Origin of the sequence: Streptomyces sp. NPDC006458, assembly GCF_040612135.1 — a bacterium.
Taxonomy (GTDB): domain Bacteria; phylum Actinomycetota; class Actinomycetes; order Streptomycetales; family Streptomycetaceae; genus Streptomyces.
Genome location: NZ_JBEXPR010000020.1, coordinates 19,117 through 40,247, shown reverse-complemented (window position 1 = coordinate 40,247; position 21,131 = coordinate 19,117). Strand labels below are relative to the sequence as shown.

Genomic DNA, 21,131 nt, shown 5'->3' with positions numbered 1-21,131 from the left:
AGAGGGACGCCGCCCCTCGTGTGCCGGGGCAGCGCTGATCGCGGACGTAGGCGCGACCGAACAGCCAGGATACTGGACCTTTCGCTCCTGGCCCAATCCGGTGCCGGCGGCCGTCCGGGAGCTACTGGCCGCGGCCCTGTTCGTACGCCCTGAGCTGCTCGGCACTGATCATGCTCGTGTCGAAGAGGCTGGTCTCGTCCAGCGCGTAGCCCTGCTGCGGCTCATGGGGCTGGTGGGCCTGGTGGGCCTGGTGCGGTTCGTAGGCGGGCTGCTGGGGGGCGTAGCCCGGGTAGCCGTACGGGTCGGCCTGGCCGGCCTGTTGGAAGGGGTCGCCGTCCGTCTGCGCGTAGCCCGCGGTGGTGGCGTACGGGTCCGGCTGCTGGTAGCCCGCGTAGGGGTCGGCCGCCTGCTGCTGGTAGCCGTAGGCCGGCTGCGGCTCGGGCTCGTACTCGGGACGGCGGTGCTGCTCGGCCGGGGCGTCCCGCTCGGCCAGGGCCGCGAGGTCGGCGAGGTAGTCGGCGTCGCTGGAGTGCTGGAGGGTGCTGGTGTCGTCGGCGAGGGCGCCGAGGTCGTCGGTGGCGATCCGGCCGTGGAGCTTCTGCCGGCCGCGGCCGACGGCCTCCAGGGTCTTGGCGAGCACCGCCTCGAACGCGCCCAGCTTCAGGTCGACGTAGGCGTCGGCGTCGCGGCGCAGGGTCTCGGGGTCGTGGCTGCGCTCGGGGGCGTCGTCCTCTTCGGGGTTCGCGTAGCCCTGCTCGTCCAGGCCCGGTCCGGTGCCCAGGAGCTTCTCGCGGCCGCGGCCGACCGAGCCGAGCGTCTTGGTGAGGACGACCTCGAAGTTGGCGAGCTTGGAGTCGACGTAGTCGTCGGCCTCCGCGCGGATCTCCTCGGCCTCCTGACGGGCCTCGGCGAGGATGCGGTCGGCCTCCGTCCGGGAACGGCGGGCGACCTCCGTGTCGGAGATCAGGGAGCCGCGCTCGGCGTGTGCGTGCTCGATGATCCGGTCGGCCTCCTGGCGGGCCCGCTCGACCATCTGCTCGCGGTCGCCGATCAGTTCCCGGGCCTGTGCGAGGGAGTCGGGCAGTGCCGCCCGCACCTCTTCGAGCATCGAGAGCAGGTCGGCGCGGTTGACCACGCACGAGGCCGACATGGGCATCGACCGGGCGCCGGAGACCGCGGCGACGATCTCGTCGAGCTTGTTCTGCACGTCCACCGTGTGCTCGCCACTCTCTACAGCTGTGATGGAGACGGACGGGACGACTGTAGCCCCATCAGGCTTCGCGCAGGCGCCTGTTCAGGGCCTCGAAGACGACCGGCGGAACCAGGTGGGAGACGTCGCCGCCCCAGGTCGCGACCTCCTTGACGAGCGAGGAGGACAGGAAGCTGTAGGTGGGGTTCGTCGGCACGAACAGCGTCTCCACGCCGGTGAGGCCGATGTTCATCTGAGCCATCTGCAACTCGTAGTCGAAGTCGCTGACCGCCCTGAGGCCCTTGACGATGGCGGGGATCTCGCGCTGCTTGCAGAAGTCGACGAGCAGGCCGTGGAATGCCTCGACCCGGACGTTCGCGTACTCGGCGGTGACCTGGCGGATCAGGTCGATCCGCTCCTCGATCTCGAACAGGCCCTTCTTGGCCTTGTTGATCATCACCGCGACATACACCTCGTCATAGAGGCGGGAGGCTCGGGAGATGATGTCGAGATGTCCGTTGGTGATCGGGTCGAACGACCCTGGACAGACGGCGCGGCGCACTGGGTATCCCTCGCTCTCGGGTCCGGTCATCGTGCGTCTTCGCACGCGGAGGCGGCGCGACCGTACCAAAACGTTCCCTCGCCGTAGCGCCGGGCCCGGAGCGGTTCGAAGCCGTCCGGCCACCGGAATTCGCCACCTCTGGTGCTGCGCTCCACGGTGACGAGCGCATGGGCCGTGAGCCAGCCCTCCGAGCGGAGTGTGAGGAGGATCTCGCGAAGATCGTCGTCCGTCACGGCGTACGGCGGGTCCAGGAAGACGATGTCGTACGGCTGCGCGGGCGCGGTCCTGATGACCTGTTCGGCTTTGCCGGACCTGGCCTCCGCGCCGGGGAGGCCGAGGTTCTTCACGTTCTCGCGGATGACGCGGGCCGCCTTGGGGTCGGCCTCGACGAGGAGGGTGTGCCCGGCGCCCCGGGACAGGGCCTCCAGGCCGACCGCGCCCGAACCGGCGTAGAGGTCCAGGACGCGCTCGCCGTCCAGGGGGCCGCCGAGGAGCGACTGCCAGGTGGAGAAGAGACCTTCGCGTGCACGGTCGGAGGTGGGACGGGTGCCGGTCCCCGGCGGCACGGCCAGGCGACGTCCACCGGCTGCGCCTGCGATCACGCGGGTCATCTTCGGTCCTTGCTGGAGGGCGGTTACGGATTCAGTCTGGCAGGCGGTCCGTCGTGGTTGCTCGCGCAGTCCCCGCACCCCTTGAGAGGCGTCCTTCCTCAGCCCTTCTCCAGGTACTGCTCCCTCTCCTCGTCCAGGAGGGCGTCCAGGGCCGTGCGCAGGCCGGGAAGGGCGGTCAGCTCGGGGTCGGCGGCCACCACCGCCGCCGCCTCCTCCCTCGCCTCCGCGATGATCTCCTCGTCCTCGATGACGGCGAGGACCCGCAGCGAGGAACGGGCACCCGACTGGGCCTGGCCGAGCACATCGCCCTCGCGGCGCTGTTCGAGGTCGATACGGGAGAGCTCGAAGCCGTCGAGCGTGGAGGCGACGGCGTTCAGCCGCTGCCGGGCGGCACTGGCCTCGGGCATCTCAGTGACCAGCAGGCACAGACCGGGGGCGGAACCACGGCCCACACGGCCGCGCAGCTGGTGGAGCTGCGAGACCCCGAAACGGTCGGCGTCCATGATCACCATGGCGGTGGCGTTGGGGACGTTCACCCCGACCTCGATGACGGTCGTGGCCACCAGGACGTCCGTGTCGCCCGCGGCGAAGCGGCGCATCACCGCGTCCTTGTCGTCGGGGTGCATACGGCCGTGCAGAACCTCCACCCGCAGCCCCTGGAGCGGCCCCTTGGCGAGCTGGTCGGCCGTCTCCAGGACGGCGAGCGGGGGCCGCTTCTCGGCCTCGTCCTCGGCGGACTTCCTGGCCTTCTTCGGGTCGTCCTCCTCGTCGCCGATGCGGGGGCAGACCACGTACGCCTGATGGCCTTTGCCCACCTCCTCACGGACCCGCTCCCAGGCACGGGCCAGGAAGTGCGGCTTGTCGGCGGCGGGCACGACATGGCTGGCGATGGGGGAACGACCTGCGGGGAGCTGGTCCAGGACGGAGGTCTCCAGGTCACCGAAGACCGTCATGGCGACCGTCCGCGGGATCGGCGTCGCCGTCATGACCAGCAGATGCGGCGGCTGCGCGCCCTTGCCGCGCAGGGCGTCACGCTGCTCCACCCCGAAGCGGTGCTGCTCGTCGACGACCACCAGGCCGAGATCGTGGAACTGCACCTTGTCCTCGATCAGCGCGTGCGTGCCGATCACGATCCCGGCGTCGCCGGTGACCAGGTCGAGCAGCGACTGACGCCGGGCGGCCGCGCCCATGGACCCGGTGAGCACCACCACCTTGGTGGCGTGCTCGGCCCCGCCCAGCATCCCGCCCTCGGCCAGCTCGCCCATCATCTCCACGACCGACCGGTGATGCTGCTGCGCCAGCACCTCGGTGGGCGCCAGCATGGCCGCCTGCCCGCCGGCGTCCACGACGGCGAGCATGGCGCGCAGGGCCACCAGCGTCTTCCCGGAGCCCACCTCCCCCTGGAGCAGCCGGTGCATCGGGTGTTCCGTGGCGAGGTCGTCGAAGATCTCCTTCGAGACCTTCCGCTGGCCCTCGGTGAGGGTGAAGGGGAGGCGGTCGTCGAAGGCGCTCAGAAGGCCGTCGGGCTTCGGCCTGCGGGCCGCGGCCGGGAGTTGGCCGTCCGCGTGGCGGCGGCGGGCCAGCGCCACCTGGAGGACGAAGGCCTCGTCCCACTTCAGCCGGGAGCGGGCTTCGTCGATGTCGGACTTGGTGTGGGGCCGGTGGATCTTGAGGAGGGCCTCGGGAAGGGCGACGAGGCCCCGGCCCTCGCGCAGGGCGGGCGGCAGCGGGTCGAGGGCTTCCTGGGCGCTGGGCAGGACCGTCTGGACGGCCTTGCCGATCTTCCAGGACTCCAGCTTGGCGGTGGCGGGGTAGATCGGGATCAGTGACCCGGCCCAGGTCTCCACCGCCTCCTCGCTGTCGCCGCGCAGCAGTTCATAGGCAGGGTGGGCGAGTTGGAGTCTGCGGTTGAAGACCGAGACCTTGCCCGCGAACATCGCGCGGGTGCCCGGCAGGAGTTCCTTGTGGGGTTTGTGCACGCCGTTGCCGAAGAAGACCAGTTGGAGCCGGCCGCTGCCGTCGGTGATCGTCACCTCCAGGCGCTGGCCCTTGCCGCGGGGCGCCTTGGCCGAGGCGAAGGAGTGCAGGCGGGCGTCGGCGACCTGGGCGACCACGGTGACGTGCTCGTCCATCGGCAGATCGGCGAGGTGGGTGAGCTGGCCGCGCTCCTCGTATCTGCGGGGATAGTGGTGCAGCAGGTCGCCCACCGTGTGCAGGCCGAGGTGCTCGGCCATCACCTTCGCGGTGGCGGGGCCGAGCACTTTCTTCAGTGGTTCTTCCAGTGCGGGCACGAGATCCATTGCACACCACAGCACTGACATTGCCGTATACGTACCGGGAAACACCTGGTCAGACGGCTCGTTCGGACCCTAGGATGGCCAGCCCGGCCATCCTTTTCCGCGGCCGCCGCCCCGACCCCCGGTGCCGCCCGACCCCGCGCCGTCGTTCCTCCCCCCCTCCGGCGCTGCGACGATGGACTCCCAGACCTCACAGTCACCCCAGGCATCCCAGACACCTCATACCTTCCAGGTCGACCTGCGCGGTCTGGTGGATCTGCTGTCCCATCACCTCTACTCCAGCCCCAAGGTCTACCTGCGCGAGCTGCTGCAGAACGCCGTGGACGCCGTCACGGCCCGGCGCGCCGAGCAGCCCGGCGCCCCGGCCCGGGTGCGGCTGCACACGGACTGCGAGGGCGGCGCCGGACTGCGGGTGGAGGACTCCGGCATCGGGCTGACCGAGGCCGATGTGCACAGTCTGCTGGCGACCATCGGACGCAGCTCCAAGCGCGCCGAGGGCATCCAGGCGGCCCGCTCCGACTTCCTCGGCCAGTTCGGCATCGGCCTGCTGGCCTGTTTCGTGGTGGCCGAGCGCATCCGGGTGGTCAGCCGCAGCGCCCGTACGCCCGAGGCTCGCCCGGTGGAGTGGACGGCGGGCGACGACGGCTCCTACACCGTGCGGACCCTGCCGCACGAGGCGCGCCGCGAACCGGGCACCACCGTGCACCTGGTGGCCCGGCCCGGCGCCGCCGAGTGGCTGGCCCCGCGGCGGGTGCTGGAGCTCGCGCGGGACTTCGGCGCGCTGCTGCCGTACGACGTGCGCGTGGACGACGAGGCGGTCACCGCGCCGGCGCCCTGGGACCGGCCCCACCCCTCCCCCGCCGACCGCCGCGTGGCCCTCGCCCGGCACTGCCACGGGCTGTTCGGGTTCACGCCGCTGGACGTCGTCGACCTGTCGGTGCCGCTGGCCGGGATCCGCGGGGTGGCGTACGTGCTGCCGACGGCGGTGAGCCCGGCGCAGCGCGCCCGCCACCGGGTCCACCTCAAGGGCATGCTGCTCACCGAGCGGGCCGGACAACTGCTGCCCGACTGGGCGTTCTTCGTGCGCTGTGTGCTCGACACGGACAGTCTGCGCCCCACCGCCTCGCGCGAGGCGGTGTACGAGGACGAGACCCTGGCGGCCGTACGGGAGGCGCTCGGCGCCCGCATCCGGGGGTGGCTGGCCGATCTCGCGGCCGGGGACCCCGAGCGGCTGTCGGCGTTCCTGGGCGTGCACCACCTCGGGGTGCGGGCGCTGGCCCGGCACGACGGCGAGATGCTGCGCACGATGCTGCCGTGGCTGCCGTTCGAGACCACGGAGGGGCAGATGTCCCTGGAGGAGTTCGCCCAGCGGCACCCGGTCGTGCACTTCACGCGGACCGTGGAGGAGTTCCGGCAGGTCGCGCCGATCGCCTCCGCGCAGGGCATCGGCGTCGTCAACGGCGGCTACACCTACGACGGCGAGCTGGTCGAGGCGCTGCCCTCGGTGCGGCCGGGCACCTCGGTGGCCGAGCTGGACGCGGACACGGTGACCGCGCACCTGGACCGTGTCGACCCGGCCGAGGAGCCGGCGCTGTCGGACTTCCTGGCCACCGCGAGGGCGGTGCTCGACCCGCTCGGCTGCGACGTCTCGCTGCGGGCCTTCCTTCCGCTGTCGGTGCCCGCGCTGCACCTGGACGACCGGGCCGCCCGGCACGAGCTTGCCCGTGCCGAGGCCGAGGCGCGGGCGGACGAGCTGTGGGCCGGCATCCTCGGCTCGCTGCGCGGCGGCGCGCCACGCGCGCGCGTGGTGCTGAACCATCTCAACCCGCTGGTGCGGCGTATCAGTTCGCTGAAGGAGCCGGACCTGGTGCGCACCGCGGTGCAGTCCCTGTACGGGCAGGCGTTGCTGAGGGCGCAGCGCCCGCTGCGGCCCGCCGACTCGGCGCTGTTGAACCGGGCGTTCATCGGCCTGCTGGAGTGGGCCACCCACGAGGAAGGCGGCCATTGATGCGCGGCGTAGGGGACTTGGGCGGCCTGCGGTCGGCGATGGAGGACAACGCGGGGCAGCCGGAGGGGCCGGCCCGCAACGCGCGCGCGGAGCAACTCGTGGGCGAGGCCGAGCGGCTGGGCGATCCGGCGGCGCTGGTCGAGGCGCTGGCGCATCACGTGCGGGTGGGCAACCACAGCTCCGAGAAGGACCGGGTGTTCGTGCCCTTCACGCGGCTGCTGGGGCTGTGGGACGAGCACCCGGAGCACTTCGGCGAGGCGGAGGCGCACTCCCTGCACTGGTTCTTCAAGTGGATGTCGGCCGGGATGCTCGACCAGGTGGACGTCCCGCTGGCCTCGATCGAGAAGTGGCTGGGCGAGATGGAGCGCCGCTACCGCCTGGCCGGGTACTCGGACCGCGCGGTGCGTGCCTCGGAGCTGTGGGTCGCCGCGCATGTCGGTGACACGGAGCGGGCCGAGCGGGCGTTCGTGGCGTGGCTCGGCGCCGACCGGGACGACATGGCCGACTGTCACGCCTGTGAGCTGAACGGGCAGGGCCGGTGGCACGCGGAGCGCGGCCGGGACGCGGAGGCGCTCGCTGCGTGGGCGCCGGTCGTCGAGGGGGAGTTCGTCTGCGCGCACGAGCCGCACAATGTCCTGGCCTCGTCCCTGCTGCCGCTGCTGCGGCTGGGCCGTGCGGCGGAGGCCCGCGCGAACCATCTGCGGGGCCTGCGGCTGGTCCGGCCGATGGAGAGCATGCGCACCGCGTACGCGGACCATGTGGAGTTCTGCGCGCTGACCGGGAACGAGGCGCGCGGCCTGGAGCTGCTGGCGGAGCGGCCCGCGTACTTCGACGGGGCCGGGCATCCGCGCGGCAGGATGGAGTACCTGAGCACGGTCGCCCTGCTCATGGACCGGCTGGCCGCGCTCGGCCTGGGCGAGCAGGCGGTGCCGGGCCCGGCGGGCCGTGCGTGGACCGCGCGCGAACTGGCCGGCCACGCGCGGGAGAACGCCCTGTCGCTGGCCGCCAGGTTCGACGCGCGCAACGGCACGCCGTACGTCGGTGAGCGCACGCGCGCGCGTATGGAGCGGGCTCCGCTGGTGGAGCGGCTGCCGCTCGGGGTGCGGGTGACGCCCTCGCCGCCCGCGCGCGGGCCGGAGCCGACTGTGCCGCCCGTTGCCGTGCCACCCGTTGCCGTGCCGCACGACACCGTGCCACCCGGAACGCCCCTCGCGGAGCCCGGTCCGGCCGCCCTGCTGGACCGTGCGCGGCGGCTGTCGGAGGCCCTGCGGCCGAACGCGATGGAGGCGTGGGCGGCCGCCGCGCGGGCGTGCGAGGGAGTCGAGCTGGACGTCCGCGAGCGGGCGGAGCTCGCCGACCACCGGGCGATGGGGCAGGGCCCCGAGGGCGCGGCGCTGTTCGAGCACGCGGCGGAGCTCTACGCGGAGGCGGGCGACCCGGGCGAGTCCCTCGCGGCACGCACGCGTGCGGCCTATGTCCGGGCCCTGGGCGGTGACGTCGAGGGCGCCCTCGCCTCCGTCGCCGGGCCCTACGAGGAGGTCCTCGCGCTGTACGCCGAGGACGCGACCGGTGTACGGCAGGCCGCCTCGGTCCTGATGGGCCGGGCCCGGGTGCTGATGCGCCGGGCGCAGGAGGCGGTGGAACGCACCGGTGCCGTACCGGCTCCCGAGGTGCTCGGTGCGGCCCGGGACGCCGTGACGGAGGTGCTGGCGCTGGTCGACGGGCGCGGCGACGGGGACGTACGGCTGGCGGCGCGGGCGGCCGAGGCACGGGCGATGCTGGCGGACCTGGCGGCGCACGCCGGTGAGCCGGCGCGGGCGGCGGCGCTGTTCGAGCGGGCCGCGGCGCAGTTCGTGGCGGCGGGGCTGCCGTGGTTCGCGGTGGAGTACGAGGCCCGGCTGGCGATGCTCGCCCACCAGCTGGAGGACGTGGACGGGACCGAGCGGGCGCTGCGGGCGGCCCTGGAGCACGGCGGACCCTATCTGGAGCCGCCGGGGCGGGCTCAGCTGCATCTCCAGCTCGCCGAGGTGCTCGGCGGGCTCGACGAGGTCGACGAGGCGGCCCGCCAGGCCTTGGAGGCGGCGCACTGGGCCGACGAGGCGGGCGACGCTGCGTTCGGCGCGTGGGCCCGGCAGATGCTCGGCGGGTTCCTGCTGCGGCAGGGCGACTGGGCGGAGGCGGCCGAGGTGCTGGAGTCGGCGCTGACGGACCTGTCGGCCGAGGTGCACGGCGACGGCCCGGTGGTGCAGACCCTGTGGTGGCTCGGGGACTGCCTGAGCGAGCTGGGCGAGCACCGGGCGGCGGCGGAGCGGTGGTTGCTGGCCGCCGAGACCGCCCGGCACTGGCCCGAGCAGCAGGACCACGCCACGCTCGCGCATCTGGCCGGCGAGGCCCTGGGCGCCGCGGGGCTGCCCGCCGAGGCCGACCGGGCGTACGCGCGCGCGGGCGCGCTGTGGCGTGAGCTGGGTGACCCGCACGGGCTGGTCCGGTCCCTGCGCGCCAGGGCGTGGCTCGCGCTGGACGCACCGGACGCACCGGACGCACCGGACGGAGCTGAGCCCGCGACGGGGTCGGCGGCGGCCGTACGGTGGATGGAGGAGGCCGTCGAGGAGTGCGCGTCGGCTCTCGACGCGGCGGCCGGCGAGGACTCCCGGCGGCTGCTGACCAACGAACTGGGCGACACCCACCGGCAGTTCGGCGAACTGCTGGCCCGGATCGCCGAGACGGAGACGGCCGTCGGGAACGGGGCCGGTTTCGAGGCGGCCCTGGCCCGGCTGCTGGAGGCCGTCGCGGTGTTCGCCGCGCTCGGGGACCTCGCCGTGCACGCCCGCACCGAGGCGGAACTCGCGGCGGGAAGGCTCGCCCTCGACCTCGGCCGCCCCGGGGAGGCGCGGGCCCGCGCGAGTGCCGTGGTGGCGGCGTACGCGGCGCTGGGCCCCGAGTCCGGCCCCGAGTCCGGCCTCGATGCCGACCCCGGCTCCACCTCTGGGTCCGAGGACACGGCGCGGGAGCGGGTCAGGGAGGCTGGCCGACTGCTGCGGCTGGCGCGGGAGCGGGAGGAAACCTGAGCCGGGGCGGCGCCCACCCCCGAGCGGACGCCCACCTACGAGCGGGGCGCCCACCACAAGCGGGAGGCCCCCCTAAGCGGGCACCCACCCATGAGCGGACGCTCCCCCGCGAGCAGGACGCCCCCCACGCGCGGGGCGCCCACTACAGCGAGACGCCGACCACCAGCAAACGCCCTACTCCACGCCGATGAGCAGCAGCGCTCCCTGCCGCCCGCCCTGGTAGACGACCGTGTCGACCGCGAGATAGGTCTCGCGCACGCGTGCCTCCAGGCACTCGGCGATGTCCTCGGGCGCCTCGTCGCCGAGGACGAGGGTGACCAGCTCGCCGCCGGCCGCGAGCATGCGATCCAGGACGGTGCGGGCCGTGTCGGTGACGTCGGAGCCGATCACCGCCACATCGCCGTCGATCAGCCCGAGGACGTCCCCGGCCTGGCAGATCCCGGCCGTGGTCCAGGACTCGTGCTCGGCGACGGTGACCTCGGCGTAGCGGGTCGTGCCGGCCGCTGAGGTCATGGCCACGACGTCCTCGTCGAAGCGGCGCTCCGGCTCGTGCACGGCGAGCGCGGCGATGCCCTGGACCGCCGAGCGCGTCGGGATCAGTGCCACCCTGATGCCCTCGGCACGGGCCTGCTCGGCCGCCGCCGCGGCCGTGTGGCGCAGGTCGGCGTCGTTGGGCAGCAGCACGACCTCGCGCGCGTGGGCGCACCGAACGGCGTGGACGAGCTCGCCGCTGGCGGGCGGCTCCCCGGGCCGGGCGAGCACGGCGGTGGCACCCGCCTCGGTGTAGAGCCCGGCCAGACCCTCGCCGGGCACGACGGCGACCACGGCCCGCTGGGCACGCTCGCGCGGCGGCCGCTCCCCGCGCGTGGTGTGGACGTCGCCGAGCCCGAAGTGCGTGATCCGGATCCGGTACGGACGCCCGGCCTCGACGCCCGCCTCCACGGCGGCTCCGGCGTCGTCCACATGCACATGGACGTTCCACAGTCCGTCGCCGCCGACCACGACCAGGGAGTCGCCCAGTACGTCCAGCCGTCGCCGCAGCCGCGCCACGGCCTCGTCCTCGGCCTCCAGGAGGTAGATCACCTCGAAGGCGGGACCGTCCTCGTGGCCGCCGTCCGCGCACGCCACGGGGTGCTCGGTCCCGGCCTGCGGGAGCCCGTGCACGCGCGCGTGGGCCGCTTCGGCCGCCTCCTCGCGTGCGCGTGCCCCGTCGGAAGCCGCTGTCGGCGACTCCCCTGTGAACGTCTCCACCAGCGCCCCGAGCACCGTCACCAGCCCGCGTCCCCCGGCGTCCACCACCCCGGCCCGGCGCAGGACGGCGAGCTGGCCCGGGGTGGCGGCGAGGGCGGCACGGGCACCGTCGTAGGCGGCGAGGGCCACCTTGCCGCAGTCGCCCTCGGCGCCCTCGGCCGCGTCGGCGGCCGCCGATGCGACGGTCAGCACGGTTCCCTCGACGGGATGGGCGACGGCCTGGCGGGCGGAATCGGCTGCCTGGCGCAGGGCGAGTTTGAGGCCGGGTCCGTCGGTGTGCGGTGCGGCGCCGTCGGCGGCCAGCACCTGGGACATGCCGCGCAGCAGCTGGGCGACGATCGTGCCGGAGTTCCCGCGCGCCCCGATGAGCGCGCCGTGGGCCATCGCCCGGACGGCGTCGGCGAGCGAGGGGCCGGCCGGGCCCTGGCGGCCGGCCGCGTGCCCGTCGAAGACGGCCTCGACCGCGGCGGCGGCGGACTCCAGCGTCAGATAGAGGTTGGTGCCGGTGTCACCGTCCGCGACGGGGTACACGTTGATCGCGTCGATCTCCTCGCGCGCGCGCCCGAGCGCTCGCAGCGCCAGTCCGCACCAGGTGCGCACCGCGAGAGCATCGAAGAATGTCTGCGGCACCTGCGGCACCTGCGCCTCCCTGACATGCTGGACGTGGACGCAGCGTAGACCTTGGGGCGGTGCCCGCCGGAAGAGGGCCGGGAGCGGGCCCCTGAGCTGCCATGGTAGTTTCCTTGTACGGGAGCAGCCGTTGTATGCTGCTCCGGTTGCCCGATCCACATCGGGCTCTCCCCCTGGCACCGCCACTGAGATCCTTGATCTTGATTCCGGCATGCCGGGATCAACCGTAAGTGCATCTGAAGTCTTTGGAGTGACCCGTGGCTGCCAACTGCGACGTCTGCGGCAAGGGGCCGGGCTTCGGCAACAACATCTCGCACTCGCACCGCCGTACGTCCCGTCGCTGGAACCCGAACATCCAGCGTGTGCGTACCGTGGTCGGCGGGACGCCGAAGCGCGTGAACGCCTGCACCTCGTGCATCAAGGCCGGCAAGGTCTCGCGCTGACGCAACAGCTGAGCGCGCTGCCACTGCCTGGTCCGCCGCACAGAGCCGGTCCACCTCAGGGTGGACCGGCTTTTTGCCATGCCCTGGCGGACCAGGCCACGCCCGCGGATCAGTCCACCGGCGGTGGAGAGGTGCACCGCCCCGGACCGCTCCACCGCCACAGATCGTCCGCCCCGCGGATCAGCCCCTGAAGCGCCACCCGTGATCCACCGGCCCGATCCCCGCCCCGAGCGCGAACCCGGCGGCGATGGCGCCGGTGACGTACTCCTTGGCCGCCGTGACGGCCTCCGGCACGGACAGGCCCTTCGCGAGCCCGCAGGCGACCGCCGAGGCGAGCGTGCAGCCGGTGCCGTGGGTGTGCCGGTTGTCGTACCGGGGCGCCCTCAGCCAGTGCTCGGCGAAGCCGTCGGTGAGCAGATCCACGGCCTGACTCCCACCCGCCCGCCCGGTGTCCCCGGGCAGATGCCCGCCCTTGATCAGCGCCCAGCGCGGCCCGAACTCCAGCACGGCAGCCGCGGCCCGGCGCATATCTCCCTCGGACTCGACCCTCACGCCTGTGAGTTGGATCACCTCGTCGAGGTTCGGGGTCGCCACGGTGGCCACCGGCAGCAGCTTGGCGCGGACGGAGTCCAGCGCGGAGGCCGCCAGCAGCGGGTCGCCGTGCTTGGAGAAGCCGACCGGGTCGACGACGGCCGGCGCGTCCGTGCCGGAGATCAACTCGGCGACCGCCTCGACCAGTTCGGCCGAGGCCAGCATGCCGGTCTTCACGGCCTGTACGCCGATGTCGTCGACGACGCTGCGGTACTGGGCCCGGACGGCCTCCACGGGCAGTTCCCAGGCCCCCTGCACGCCCACGGAGTTCTGCGCGGTCACAGCGGTGAGCACGCTCATGCCGTGCACGCCGTGCGCGAGCATCGTCTTCAGGTCGGCCTGGATGCCCGCGCCCCCGCCGGAGTCCGAGCCCGCCACCGTGAGCACCCGGGGGATCACGGCTCCTCGTCCCCGAAGTGGTCCCAGCCGCCCTTGCTCGTCCACGGGGCCCCGTCGACGGTCACCTGCGGCAGCGCGGACGGGTTGAGGACCTCGCCGATGACCTTCCAGCGGGCGGGCAGCTTCACATCCGGCGGGAAGGTCGCCACGATCGCGTGGTCCTCGCCGCCGGTGAGCACCCACTGCATGGGGTCGACGCCGACGGCCTGGCCGATGTCGTTCATCTGCGAGGGCACATCGATCGCGCCGGAGCGGATGTCGATACGGACCTTGCTGGCCTCCGCGATGTGCCCGAGGTCGGCGATCAGCCCGTCGCTCACGTCGCACATCGCGGTGGCGCCGAGCCCCGCGGCGGCCGGACCGGCGTGGTACGGCGGCTCGGGGCGGCGATGGGCCTCCACGAAGGCGCGCGGCGAGCGGAAGCCGCGGGAGAGCACCGCGTATCCGGCCGCGGACCAGCCGAGCCAGCCGGTCACCGCGACGAGGTCGCCGGGCTGGGCGCCGGCCCGGGTGACGGGCTCCTGGTTGCGCAGATCGCCGAGCGCGGTGATCGACACCGTGATCGTGTCACCGCGCACGACGTCCCCGCCGACCACGGCGGCGCCCGCGACCTGGCACTCGTCGCGCAGTCCGTCCATCAGCTCGCTCGGCCAGGTGACCGGGAGTTCGGCGGGGACGACGAGGCCGAGCAGCAGCGCGGTCGGCACGGCGCCCATGGCGGCGATGTCCGCGAGGTTCTGGGCGGCGGCCTTGCGGCCCACGTCGTAGGCCGTGGACCAGTCGCGGCGGAAGTGCCGGCCCTCCAGCAGGATGTCGGTGCTCGCCACGACCCTGCGGTCGGGCGCGGCCACCACCGCGGCGTCGTCGCCGGGGCCGACCCGGACCGCCGGGGTGGTGGTGAGACGGGAGGTGAGCTCCCTGATGAGCCCGAACTCGCCGAGCTCACCAACAGTGCCCTTCATCGGGATATCGCCCCTTCTCTCCCTGTGCATGCCAGGTCGCGAGCCAACTCTGTCCTCGTTACGGTCGTGATGACCGTCAACTTCTGTCGTGCCTGCACCCCGGCGCGCGAGCTCCGGTACCCGCAGGTCTCCCCGCGGCGAGCGGCGACGCGATACCGTGGCGTTCCTTTTCCCCACATGATCCTCGTGGCCGCCCTGGAGGTTCCGTGGTACAGGCGTACATCCTGATCCAGACGGAGGTCGGCAAAGCGTCGACCGTCGCCGAGACGATCAGCAAGATCCCTGGTGTCATCCAGGCCGAGGACGTGACGGGTCCGTACGACGTCATCGTGCGCGCCCAGGCCGACACCGTCGACGACCTCGGTCGCATGGTGGTCGCCAAGGTCCAGCAGGTGGACGGGATCACCCGTACCCTGACCTGCCCGGTCGTCCATCTGTAGCCCCCGTCTACCCTTGGCCGGTGCACTCTCATCGTCACCGGCTCATCGGCCTGTCCGCGTTCGCCCTGCTGTTCGCCGTCGCCGGCTGCTCCACAGGGGACGACAGCGCGTCGGCGGCGGTTCCCGAGCCCGGCGCGAAGGTCGCCGGGCTGTGCCGGAACCTGGACGAGGTGCTGCCGGCCGAGGTGGGCGGTGCGCGCCGGTCCGATCCCGAGCCGGCGTCGGCGCTGACCGCGGGCTGGGGGGACGACCCGGCGATCATACTGCGGTGCGGGGTGCCGCAACCGCCGAAGATGGTCTCTCCCGAAGTGGCCGAGGGGCGCGATCCCGACGCCGTCCCGGGCGGCGTCGAGGGCGTCGACTGGCTGATGGAGAAGCGGGACGCGGGCGCGTACCGCTTCACCACAGCCAATCGTGAGGCCTATGTCGAGGTGACGGTGCCCTCGGGCGTCGACAGCTCGGCCGTCCTCATCGACCTGGCGTCCGCGGTCAGGAAGACCGTTCCGTGGCGGGAGGGCTATACGGCGCCGTAGGGGTGCGGAACGTACTCCGGCGCGGGCTTCTCGCGCCCGCGCGGCGGAGCCGCACCCCGGTACGGCCCCGCGCGCCCGGGTCACCTCAGCCCGGTGGACCTGCGCAAAGCCGCCTGGATCAGGCGGTCCACCAGCTCGGGGTACTCGACGCCCGTCGCCTGCCACATCTGGGGATACATCGAGATGGGCGTGAAGCCGGGCATCGTGTTGATCTCGTTGATCACGAACTCCCCGTCCTCGGTGAGGAAGAAGTCCGCGCGGACCAGGCCCTCGCAGGAGGCGGCCTCGAAGGCGTCCACCGCGAGGCGCTGCACCTCGGCGGTCTCCTCGGGGGTGAGGGGCGCCGGGACGATGCCGGGGGTGGAGTCGATGTACTTGGCATCGAAGTCGTAGTAGGCGTGCGCGTCCGGCGGCGGGATCTCGGCGGGGACCGAGGCGCGCGGGCCGTCCTCGAACTCCAGGACGCCGCACTCGATCTCGCGGCCGCGCAGGGCGGCCTCGACGAGGATCTTCGGGTCGTGGCGCTGGGCCTCGGCGATCGCCTCGCCCAGTCCGGAGAGGTCGTCGACCTTGGTGATGCCGATCGAGGAACCCGCGCGCGCGGGCTTCACGAACAGCGGCCAGCCGTGCTCGCCGGCCAAGTCGACGATCTTCTTGCGGGCGGCCGGCTCGTCCTGCTGCCACTCGCGGGGGCGGATCACCACGTACGGGCCGACCTTGAGCCCGAAGGAGGTGAACACCCGCTTCATGTACTCCTTGTCCTGCCCGACGGCCGAGGCGAGCACGCCCGAGCCGACGTAGGGGACACCGGAGAGCTCCAGGAGGCCCTGGAGGGTGCCGTCCTCGCCGTAGGGGCCGTGCAGGACGGGGAAGACCACGTCGACCTCGCCGAGGGCCTTGGGCACCGATCCCGGCTCGCTGTAGACGACTTCACGGCTGGCGGGGTCGACGGGAAGCACCACGCCGCCCTCGCCGGACTCGGCCAGTTCGTCGACGCTGGGCGTACGGCGCTCGGTGATCGCCATGCGCTCCGGCTCGTCGGCGGTCAGCGCCCACCGGCCGTCCCGGGTGATGCCGATCGGCAGGACCTCGTACTTCGTCCGGTCGATGGCCTTCAGGACGGCGCCGGCGGTGACCACGGAGATCCCGTGTTCGGAGCTGCGTCCGCCGAACACGACGGCCACCCGCGGCTTGCGGGCGGCCTGCTGGGGGGTCTGGGGGAGGTTCTCGCTGCTCATATCGCGTTGAGAGTACCCGCTGGTACCGGCTTCGTCAGTGCCCGCCGCCCGCTGTCGCTCAACGTCGCACGTACGGTCGCTCCCTGTCGTGATCAGCGGCGCTCGGCCTTGGCGCTGCGCGACATCAGCTCCTTGAGGGCGACCACCGGCGGCTTGGCCTCGTGGACGATGCCGACGACCGTCTCGGTGATGGGCATGTCGACGCCGTGCCTGCGGGCCAGATCCAGCACGGACTCGCAGGACTTGACGCCCTCGGCGGTCTGCTTGGTGACCGCGATGGTCTCCTGCAGGGTCATGCCCCGGCCGAGGTTGGTGCCGAAGGTGTGGTTGCGCGAGAGCGGCGAGGAGCAGGTCGCCACCAGGTCGCCCAGGCCCGCCAGTCCGGAGAAGGTCAGCGGGTCGGCGCCCATCGCCAGGCCCAGCCGAGTCGTCTCGGCGAGGCCGCGGGTGATCAGCGAGCCCTTGGCGTTGTCGCCCAGGCCCATGCCGTCGGCGATGCCCACGGCGAGCCCGATGACGTTCTTCACCGCGCCGCCCAGCTCGCAGCCGACGACGTCGGTGTTGGTGTACGGGCGGAAGTACGGCGTGTGGCAGGCGGCCTGGAGCCGCTGCGCGACCGACTCGTCGGTGCAGGCGACCACGGCGGCGGCCGGCATACGCGCGGCGATCTCCCGGGCCAGGTTGGGTCCGGTGACCACGGCGACGCGGTCCGGGCCGACCTTGGCGACGTCGGCGACGACCTCGCTCATCCGCATGGTGGTGCCGAGTTCGACGCCCTTCATCAGGGAGACGAGGACCGTTCCCGGGGCCAGCAGCGGCGTCCACGCGGCGAGGTTCTGCCGCAGCGTCTGCGACGGCACCGACAGCACCGTGAAGTCGGCGCCGGCGGCCGCCTCGGCGGGATCCGTGGTGGCCCGCACGTTCTCCGGGAGTTCCACGCCCGGCAGGTAGTCCGGGTTGATCCGGGTGGAGTTGATCGCCTCGGCGACCTCGGGGCGCCGCGCCCACAGGGTGACCTCGCACCCCGCGTCGGCGAGCACCATGCCGAAGGCCGTGCCCCACGAACCGGCGCTGAAGACCGCTGCCTTGACCGGCCTGACCGCCTTGCTCACGTGCCCTGCCCTTCTGCCTGCCTACCCTGGTTCTGCGCCTCCGTGCGACGCCGCTGCTCGATCCGCTCGCGGCGCGGGTCGTAGGGCGTCTCGGGCGCCTTCTCGCCGCGGATCTCCTCCAGCAGGCGGGTGATCGCGGCCATGATCTCCTCGGTGGCCTCCTTGAGCACGTCCGCGGTCATCTCGCGGTCGTAGAAGCGGGCGAGGTCCACCGGCGGGCCGGCCAGCACGCGGTGCGTCTTGCGCGGCAGCAGCTCGGGCTTCTTGGCGTAGGGCGGCAGCAGTTCGTTGCAGCCCCACTGGGCCACCGGGATCACCGGGCACTTGGTCTGCAGGGCGACGCGGGCGGCGCCGGTCTTGCCGGTCATGGGCCAGCCGTCGGGGTCGCGGGTGAGGGTGCCCTCGGGGTAGAAGGAGACGCATTCGCCGCGTTCCACGGCCTCGATCGCGGCGCGGAAGGCGCTGAGCGCGTCGGTGCTCTCGCGGTAGACGGGAATCTGTCCCGTGCCGCGCATCGCGGCGCCGAGGAATCCCTTCTTGAAAAGGCCGCTCTTCGCGAGGAATCGCGGAACGCGCCCGGTGTTGTACTGGTAGTGGGCGTATCCGAAGGGGTCGATGTGCGAATTGTGGTTCACCACGGTGATAAATCCACCCTCGGCCGGAATGTTCTCCATTCCACGCCAGTCCCGCTTGAGCAGAACCACCAGCGGTGGTTTGCAGATCACCGCGGCGAAGCGGTACCAGAAGCCGATTCTGCGGCGCGGCACGCGAGCACCTTCCTCTAGGACCTGGGGGGCCGCACAAGTGTCGCCCCAGGTCGCCGGTCTGTCGAGAACACCGTACGCCCGCCCGTCTGCCGTCACCGCCCCCGCGTGCGGCTCAGCGCCGCTCCCCGTACCGGAGCGCGCCGGAAGCGGCAGGTGACAATGGCCCGGACTAGAGAGGGACACATACGCGTGCAGTGGACGTTGGTCATTCCCCTGAAGCCCCTGGCGCAAGCCAAGAGCAGGCTCTCGGACACCGCCTCGGACGGGGTCCGGCCGGGGCTGGCCCTCGCGTTCGCGCAGGACACGGTGGCTGCCGCGCTGGCCTCGGCAGCGGTGCGGCGTGTGGCGGTCGTCACGGACGACGCGCTGGCCGCGCGAGAGCTGGCGGCCCTGGGGGCGCGCATCGTCCCGGACGAGCCCCGCGGGGGCCTGAACGCCGCGCTGGCGCACGCGGAGGCGGTCGTACGCACTTCGCGCCCCGAAACCCCGCTGGCGGCTCTGAACGCCGATCTGCCGGCCCTGCGTCCTGAGGAATTGGCTCGGGTCCTGGACGCGGCGGCGGAATTCCCGCGCGCTTTCCTCCCTGACTCGGCCGGAATCGGCACGACTCTTCTCGCCGCGGCCCCCGGCCGGGATCTGCTCCCGGCATTCGGCCCCGATTCCCGGGCACGCCACCGCGCGTCCGGCGCGGCGGAACTCCTGCCGCCCTCGGTGGATTCCGTACGGCAGGACGTGGACACGGGCGACGATCTGCGGGCGGCGCTCGCCCTGGGCGTGGGCCCCCGTACGGCGGCCGCGGCCGCGCGGCTGCTGACCTCCGGGCAGTAGGCTGCGGCCATGCATGCGACCGCATACACGTACGACGCCGAGACACGCAGCGGCCAGGTGCTGCTCGACGACGGCACCCCCGTCCCCTTCGGCACGGCCGCGTTCGACGCGGGCGGGCTGCGGCTGCTGCGCCCCGGACAGCGGGTGCGGATCGAGACCGAGGGCGAGGGCGAGGCCCGCCGGATCACGCTGATCACCCTGCAGACCCTCTGAATCCACGGGTCTTGCGCTTGCGGGCCTTTGAAGTGCCCGTTCCCCCGGACCCTTGTGGAACGCCGCGGGCCGGACTCCCTGGGGAGTCCGGCCCGGCGCGTGAGTGCCCTGTGCCGTCGCCTACTTGCGCGCGGTGGTCTTCTTGGCGGTGGTCTTGCGGGCCGTCGACTTCTTGGCGGGCGCCTTCTTGGCGGTGACCTTCTTCGCCGGGGCCTTCTTGGCGGTGGTCTTCTTGGCCGCGGTGCTCTTCGCGGCCGCCGTGGTCTTCTTGGCGGGCGCCTTCTTCGCCGTGGTCTTCTTCGCGGCCGCCGTCGCCTTCTTGGCGGGCGCCTTCTTCGCCGTGGTCTTCTTCGCGGCCGCCGTCGCCTTCTTGGCGGTCGTCTTCTTCGCGGCGGCCTTCTTCACCGTCGCGGAGGCGCCTCCGGTCAGGCTGCCCTTGGGCGCCTTCTTGACGGCGACCTCGCCGCCGCGCGGCAGCTTCTTCGAGCCGCTGACCAGGTCCTTGAAGCCCTGACCGGCACGGAAGCGCGGGACGGACGTCTTCTTGACCCGAACCCGCTCGCCCGTCTGGGGGTTGCGGGCGTAGCGAGCAGGACGCTCGACCTTCTCGAACGAACCGAAGCCGGTGACCGAGACCCGGTCGCCGGCGACGACCGCGCGGACGATGGCGTCCAGGACCGCGTCGACAGCGTCGGCGGCCTGCTGGCGGCCGCCCACCTTGTCGGCAATCGCTTCTACGAGCTGCGCCTTGTTCACGTCTTCCCCTTCGGAGACATCGCCAGAACGAAAGTGTTCAAGCTTTTTCGCACGTTAGGCAGATATATACCGCAAATCAAACACGAAACGGGCTTATCACCCTTGTGCCGCAACGGACTCGACCGCACCGGGCTTGTTCAGCCGTCCTCTTCGGGGAGTCGACCCTCGACGAGGTCCGCGTTGAACCGCTCCAGACGCCTTGCCGCATCGGCGAGATCGTGCTTGGCCGCGGCCGTAATGACCAGCAGCTTCCGGGTCAGCGCCATCCGTACGCCCTCCGGGACTTGCAGTGCGCGCACCTTTGAGTGCGCTTCCTTGAGTTGGATCGCGACCGCCGCATAGAGCTGAAGTTGGCCGTCGCGTTCCATGCACAGATTGTGCCATCTGGGGCGAGTTGTCGCCTGCTCGGGGGGCAACTCACCCCCCGGCGGGCCGTCCGAACTCCCGCCGCCGCCACGGTCCGAGGGCCCGCCTACCCCGGCAATCACCCCTGTAACCAGGGAAGTTGACAGGGCGGGCCAGTGATGCGCACGGCCGTACGAGTGTGAAAACAGCTGTACCCCCGATCGGGGTGATCGGGGGTACAGCGGGGGTTGCGGGTGGCCTGAATTCGACCCCGCTCAGGGGGTCGGGGTCAGACCTGGAGAGTCCGCGGCTTGTATTCGGGGCGCTCGGCCTCGTACGCCGCGATGTCGTCCTCGTTCTGGAGGGTGATGGAGATGTCGTCCAGGCCGTTCAGCAGCCGCCAGCGGGAGTTCTCGTCCAGCTCGAAGGAGGCGGTGATGCCGGCGGCGCGCACCTCTCGGTTCTCCAGGTCGACCGTGATCTCGGCCTGGGGGTCGCTCTCGGTGAGCTCCCACAGCGCGTCCACGATCTTCTGCTCCAGCACGACCGTGAGCAGGCCGTTCTTCAGGGAGTTGCCGCGGAAGATGTCGGCGAAGCGGGCGGAGATCACGGCCTTGAAGCCGTAGTTCTGCAGCGCCCAGACGGCGTGCTCACGGGAGGAGCCGGTACCGAAGTCGGGGCCGGCGACCAGCACCGTCGCGCCCTGCCGCTCGGGCCGGTTGAGGATGAACTCCGGGTCCTTGCGCCAGGCCTCGAACAGACCGTCCTCGAAGCCGTCCCGGGTCACCTTCTTGAGCCAGTGAGCAGGGATGATCTGGTCGGTGTCGACGTTGGAGCGGCGCAGCGGGACGGCCCGGCCGGTGTGCGTGGTGAATGCTTCCATTGCTG

At 72.4% G+C, this 21,131-nt stretch carries 20 protein-coding genes; 7 read left to right on the top strand and 13 right to left on the bottom strand.

The features are described 5' to 3' along the window. Positions 1 to 121: 121 nt before the first annotated feature. From ABZZ79_RS25810 to recG, 4 genes are read right to left on the bottom strand one after another with little or no spacing between them, the layout of a single operon-like run. The gene (locus tag ABZZ79_RS25810; protein ID WP_356692466.1) at positions 122 to 1,213 is read right to left on the bottom strand and encodes a cell division initiation protein; all 1,092 of its coding nucleotides are present in this window, start codon (positions 1,211 to 1,213) and stop codon (positions 122 to 124) included. A 58-nt stretch (positions 1,214 to 1,271) separates the two neighbouring features. Continuing rightward, positions 1,272 to 1,751 (bottom strand): pantetheine-phosphate adenylyltransferase, encoded by a 480-nt coding sequence (gene coaD, locus ABZZ79_RS25805; protein WP_356692666.1) that lies wholly within the window; start codon positions 1,749 to 1,751, stop codon positions 1,272 to 1,274. A gap of 26 nt (positions 1,752 to 1,777) precedes the next feature. Further along, positions 1,778 to 2,440, bottom strand: coding sequence for a 16S rRNA (guanine(966)-N(2))-methyltransferase RsmD (rsmD, locus tag ABZZ79_RS25800; protein ID WP_356692464.1), 663 nt, complete (start codon positions 2,438 to 2,440; stop codon positions 1,778 to 1,780). 20 nt (positions 2,441 to 2,460) lie between these two features. Next, complete coding sequence (recG, locus tag ABZZ79_RS25795; protein ID WP_356692462.1) at positions 2,461 to 4,662, bottom strand: ATP-dependent DNA helicase RecG; 2,202 nt, start codon at positions 4,660 to 4,662, stop codon at positions 2,461 to 2,463. A 172-nt stretch (positions 4,663 to 4,834) separates the two neighbouring features. On the opposite strand from recG, the gene ABZZ79_RS25790 reads away from it, so the two are divergent. After that, complete coding sequence (locus tag ABZZ79_RS25790; protein WP_356692460.1) at positions 4,835 to 6,667, top strand: HSP90 family protein; 1,833 nt, start codon at positions 4,835 to 4,837, stop codon at positions 6,665 to 6,667. Next, the gene (locus tag ABZZ79_RS25785) at positions 6,667 to 9,735 is read left to right on the top strand and encodes a tetratricopeptide repeat protein (RefSeq protein ID WP_356692458.1); all 3,069 of its coding nucleotides are present in this window, start codon (positions 6,667 to 6,669) and stop codon (positions 9,733 to 9,735) included. The genes ABZZ79_RS25790 and ABZZ79_RS25785 overlap by 1 nt, the downstream gene beginning before the upstream one ends. Before the next feature lie 174 nt (positions 9,736 to 9,909). On the opposite strand, the gene ABZZ79_RS25780 is transcribed toward ABZZ79_RS25785, so the two are convergent. After that, complete coding sequence (locus tag ABZZ79_RS25780; RefSeq protein WP_356692456.1) at positions 9,910 to 11,625, bottom strand: DAK2 domain-containing protein; 1,716 nt, start codon at positions 11,623 to 11,625, stop codon at positions 9,910 to 9,912. A 248-nt stretch (positions 11,626 to 11,873) separates the two neighbouring features. Here ABZZ79_RS25780 and rpmB point away from each other — a divergent pair, with 248 nt between their 5' ends. Further along, positions 11,874 to 12,059 carry a 50S ribosomal protein L28 gene (rpmB, locus tag ABZZ79_RS25775; protein ID WP_003993230.1) on the top strand — a complete coding sequence of 62 codons (186 nt, stop codon included), beginning with the start codon at positions 11,874 to 11,876 and terminating at the stop codon, positions 12,057 to 12,059. 180 nt (positions 12,060 to 12,239) lie between these two features. Here rpmB and thiD read toward each other — a convergent pair whose 3' ends face one another. Then, a complete protein-coding gene (thiD, locus tag ABZZ79_RS25770; RefSeq protein ID WP_356692454.1) occupies positions 12,240 to 13,049 on the bottom strand; it encodes a bifunctional hydroxymethylpyrimidine kinase/phosphomethylpyrimidine kinase in 810 nt (269 codons plus the stop codon). Then, positions 13,046 to 14,011, bottom strand: a complete 966-nt coding sequence (locus ABZZ79_RS25765; RefSeq protein ID WP_356692452.1) for a thiamine-phosphate kinase — start codon at positions 14,009 to 14,011, stop codon at positions 13,046 to 13,048. Before ABZZ79_RS25765 ends, thiD begins: the two co-directional genes overlap by 4 nt. Positions 14,012 to 14,217: 206 nt before the next feature. On the opposite strand from ABZZ79_RS25765, the gene ABZZ79_RS25760 reads away from it, so the two are divergent. Then, complete coding sequence (locus ABZZ79_RS25760) at positions 14,218 to 14,451, top strand: Lrp/AsnC ligand binding domain-containing protein (protein WP_003997603.1); 234 nt, start codon at positions 14,218 to 14,220, stop codon at positions 14,449 to 14,451. Between the two features lie 20 nt (positions 14,452 to 14,471). Beyond that, positions 14,472 to 14,984 carry a DUF3515 domain-containing protein gene (locus tag ABZZ79_RS25755; RefSeq protein WP_356692450.1) on the top strand — a complete coding sequence of 171 codons (513 nt, stop codon included), beginning with the start codon at positions 14,472 to 14,474 and terminating at the stop codon, positions 14,982 to 14,984. An 80-nt stretch (positions 14,985 to 15,064) separates the two neighbouring features. On the opposite strand, the gene ABZZ79_RS25750 is transcribed toward ABZZ79_RS25755, so the two are convergent. The 3 genes from ABZZ79_RS25750 to ABZZ79_RS25740 form a co-directional block, all read right to left on the bottom strand. Beyond that, positions 15,065 to 16,222 (bottom strand): D-alanine--D-alanine ligase family protein, encoded by a 1,158-nt coding sequence (locus tag ABZZ79_RS25750; protein ID WP_356692448.1) that lies wholly within the window; start codon positions 16,220 to 16,222, stop codon positions 15,065 to 15,067. A 92-nt stretch (positions 16,223 to 16,314) separates the two neighbouring features. Continuing rightward, positions 16,315 to 17,334: an NAD(P)H-dependent glycerol-3-phosphate dehydrogenase gene (locus ABZZ79_RS25745; protein ID WP_356692446.1), complete on the bottom strand. Its 1,020-nt coding sequence runs from the start codon at positions 17,332 to 17,334 to the stop codon at positions 16,315 to 16,317. Then, on the bottom strand, positions 17,331 to 18,101 hold the full coding sequence (locus tag ABZZ79_RS25740; protein ID WP_356692444.1) for a 1-acyl-sn-glycerol-3-phosphate acyltransferase: 771 nt from the start codon (positions 18,099 to 18,101) through the stop codon (positions 17,331 to 17,333). Before ABZZ79_RS25740 ends, ABZZ79_RS25745 begins: the two co-directional genes overlap by 4 nt. 189 nt (positions 18,102 to 18,290) lie before the next feature. On the opposite strand from ABZZ79_RS25740, the gene cofC reads away from it, so the two are divergent. Then, entirely contained in the window at positions 18,291 to 18,929 is a 639-nt protein-coding gene (cofC, locus tag ABZZ79_RS25735; RefSeq protein ID WP_356692442.1) for a 2-phospho-L-lactate guanylyltransferase, read from the top strand. 9 nt (positions 18,930 to 18,938) lie between these two features. Further along, the gene (locus tag ABZZ79_RS25730) at positions 18,939 to 19,142 is read left to right on the top strand and encodes a hypothetical protein (protein ID WP_356692440.1); all 204 of its coding nucleotides are present in this window, start codon (positions 18,939 to 18,941) and stop codon (positions 19,140 to 19,142) included. Positions 19,143 to 19,262: 120 nt separating this feature from the next. Here ABZZ79_RS25730 and ABZZ79_RS25725 read toward each other — a convergent pair whose 3' ends face one another. The 3 genes from ABZZ79_RS25725 to leuD form a co-directional block, all read right to left on the bottom strand. Continuing rightward, a complete protein-coding gene (locus ABZZ79_RS25725) occupies positions 19,263 to 19,898 on the bottom strand; it encodes an HU family DNA-binding protein (RefSeq protein WP_356692438.1) in 636 nt (211 codons plus the stop codon). Between the two features lie 137 nt (positions 19,899 to 20,035). After that, positions 20,036 to 20,266 carry a hypothetical protein gene (locus tag ABZZ79_RS25720; RefSeq protein ID WP_356692436.1) on the bottom strand — a complete coding sequence of 77 codons (231 nt, stop codon included), beginning with the start codon at positions 20,264 to 20,266 and terminating at the stop codon, positions 20,036 to 20,038. Positions 20,267 to 20,532: 266 nt separating this feature from the next. After that, complete coding sequence (gene leuD / locus ABZZ79_RS25715; RefSeq protein WP_356692434.1) at positions 20,533 to 21,126, bottom strand: 3-isopropylmalate dehydratase small subunit; 594 nt, start codon at positions 21,124 to 21,126, stop codon at positions 20,533 to 20,535. Positions 21,127 to 21,131: the final 5 nt, after the last annotated feature.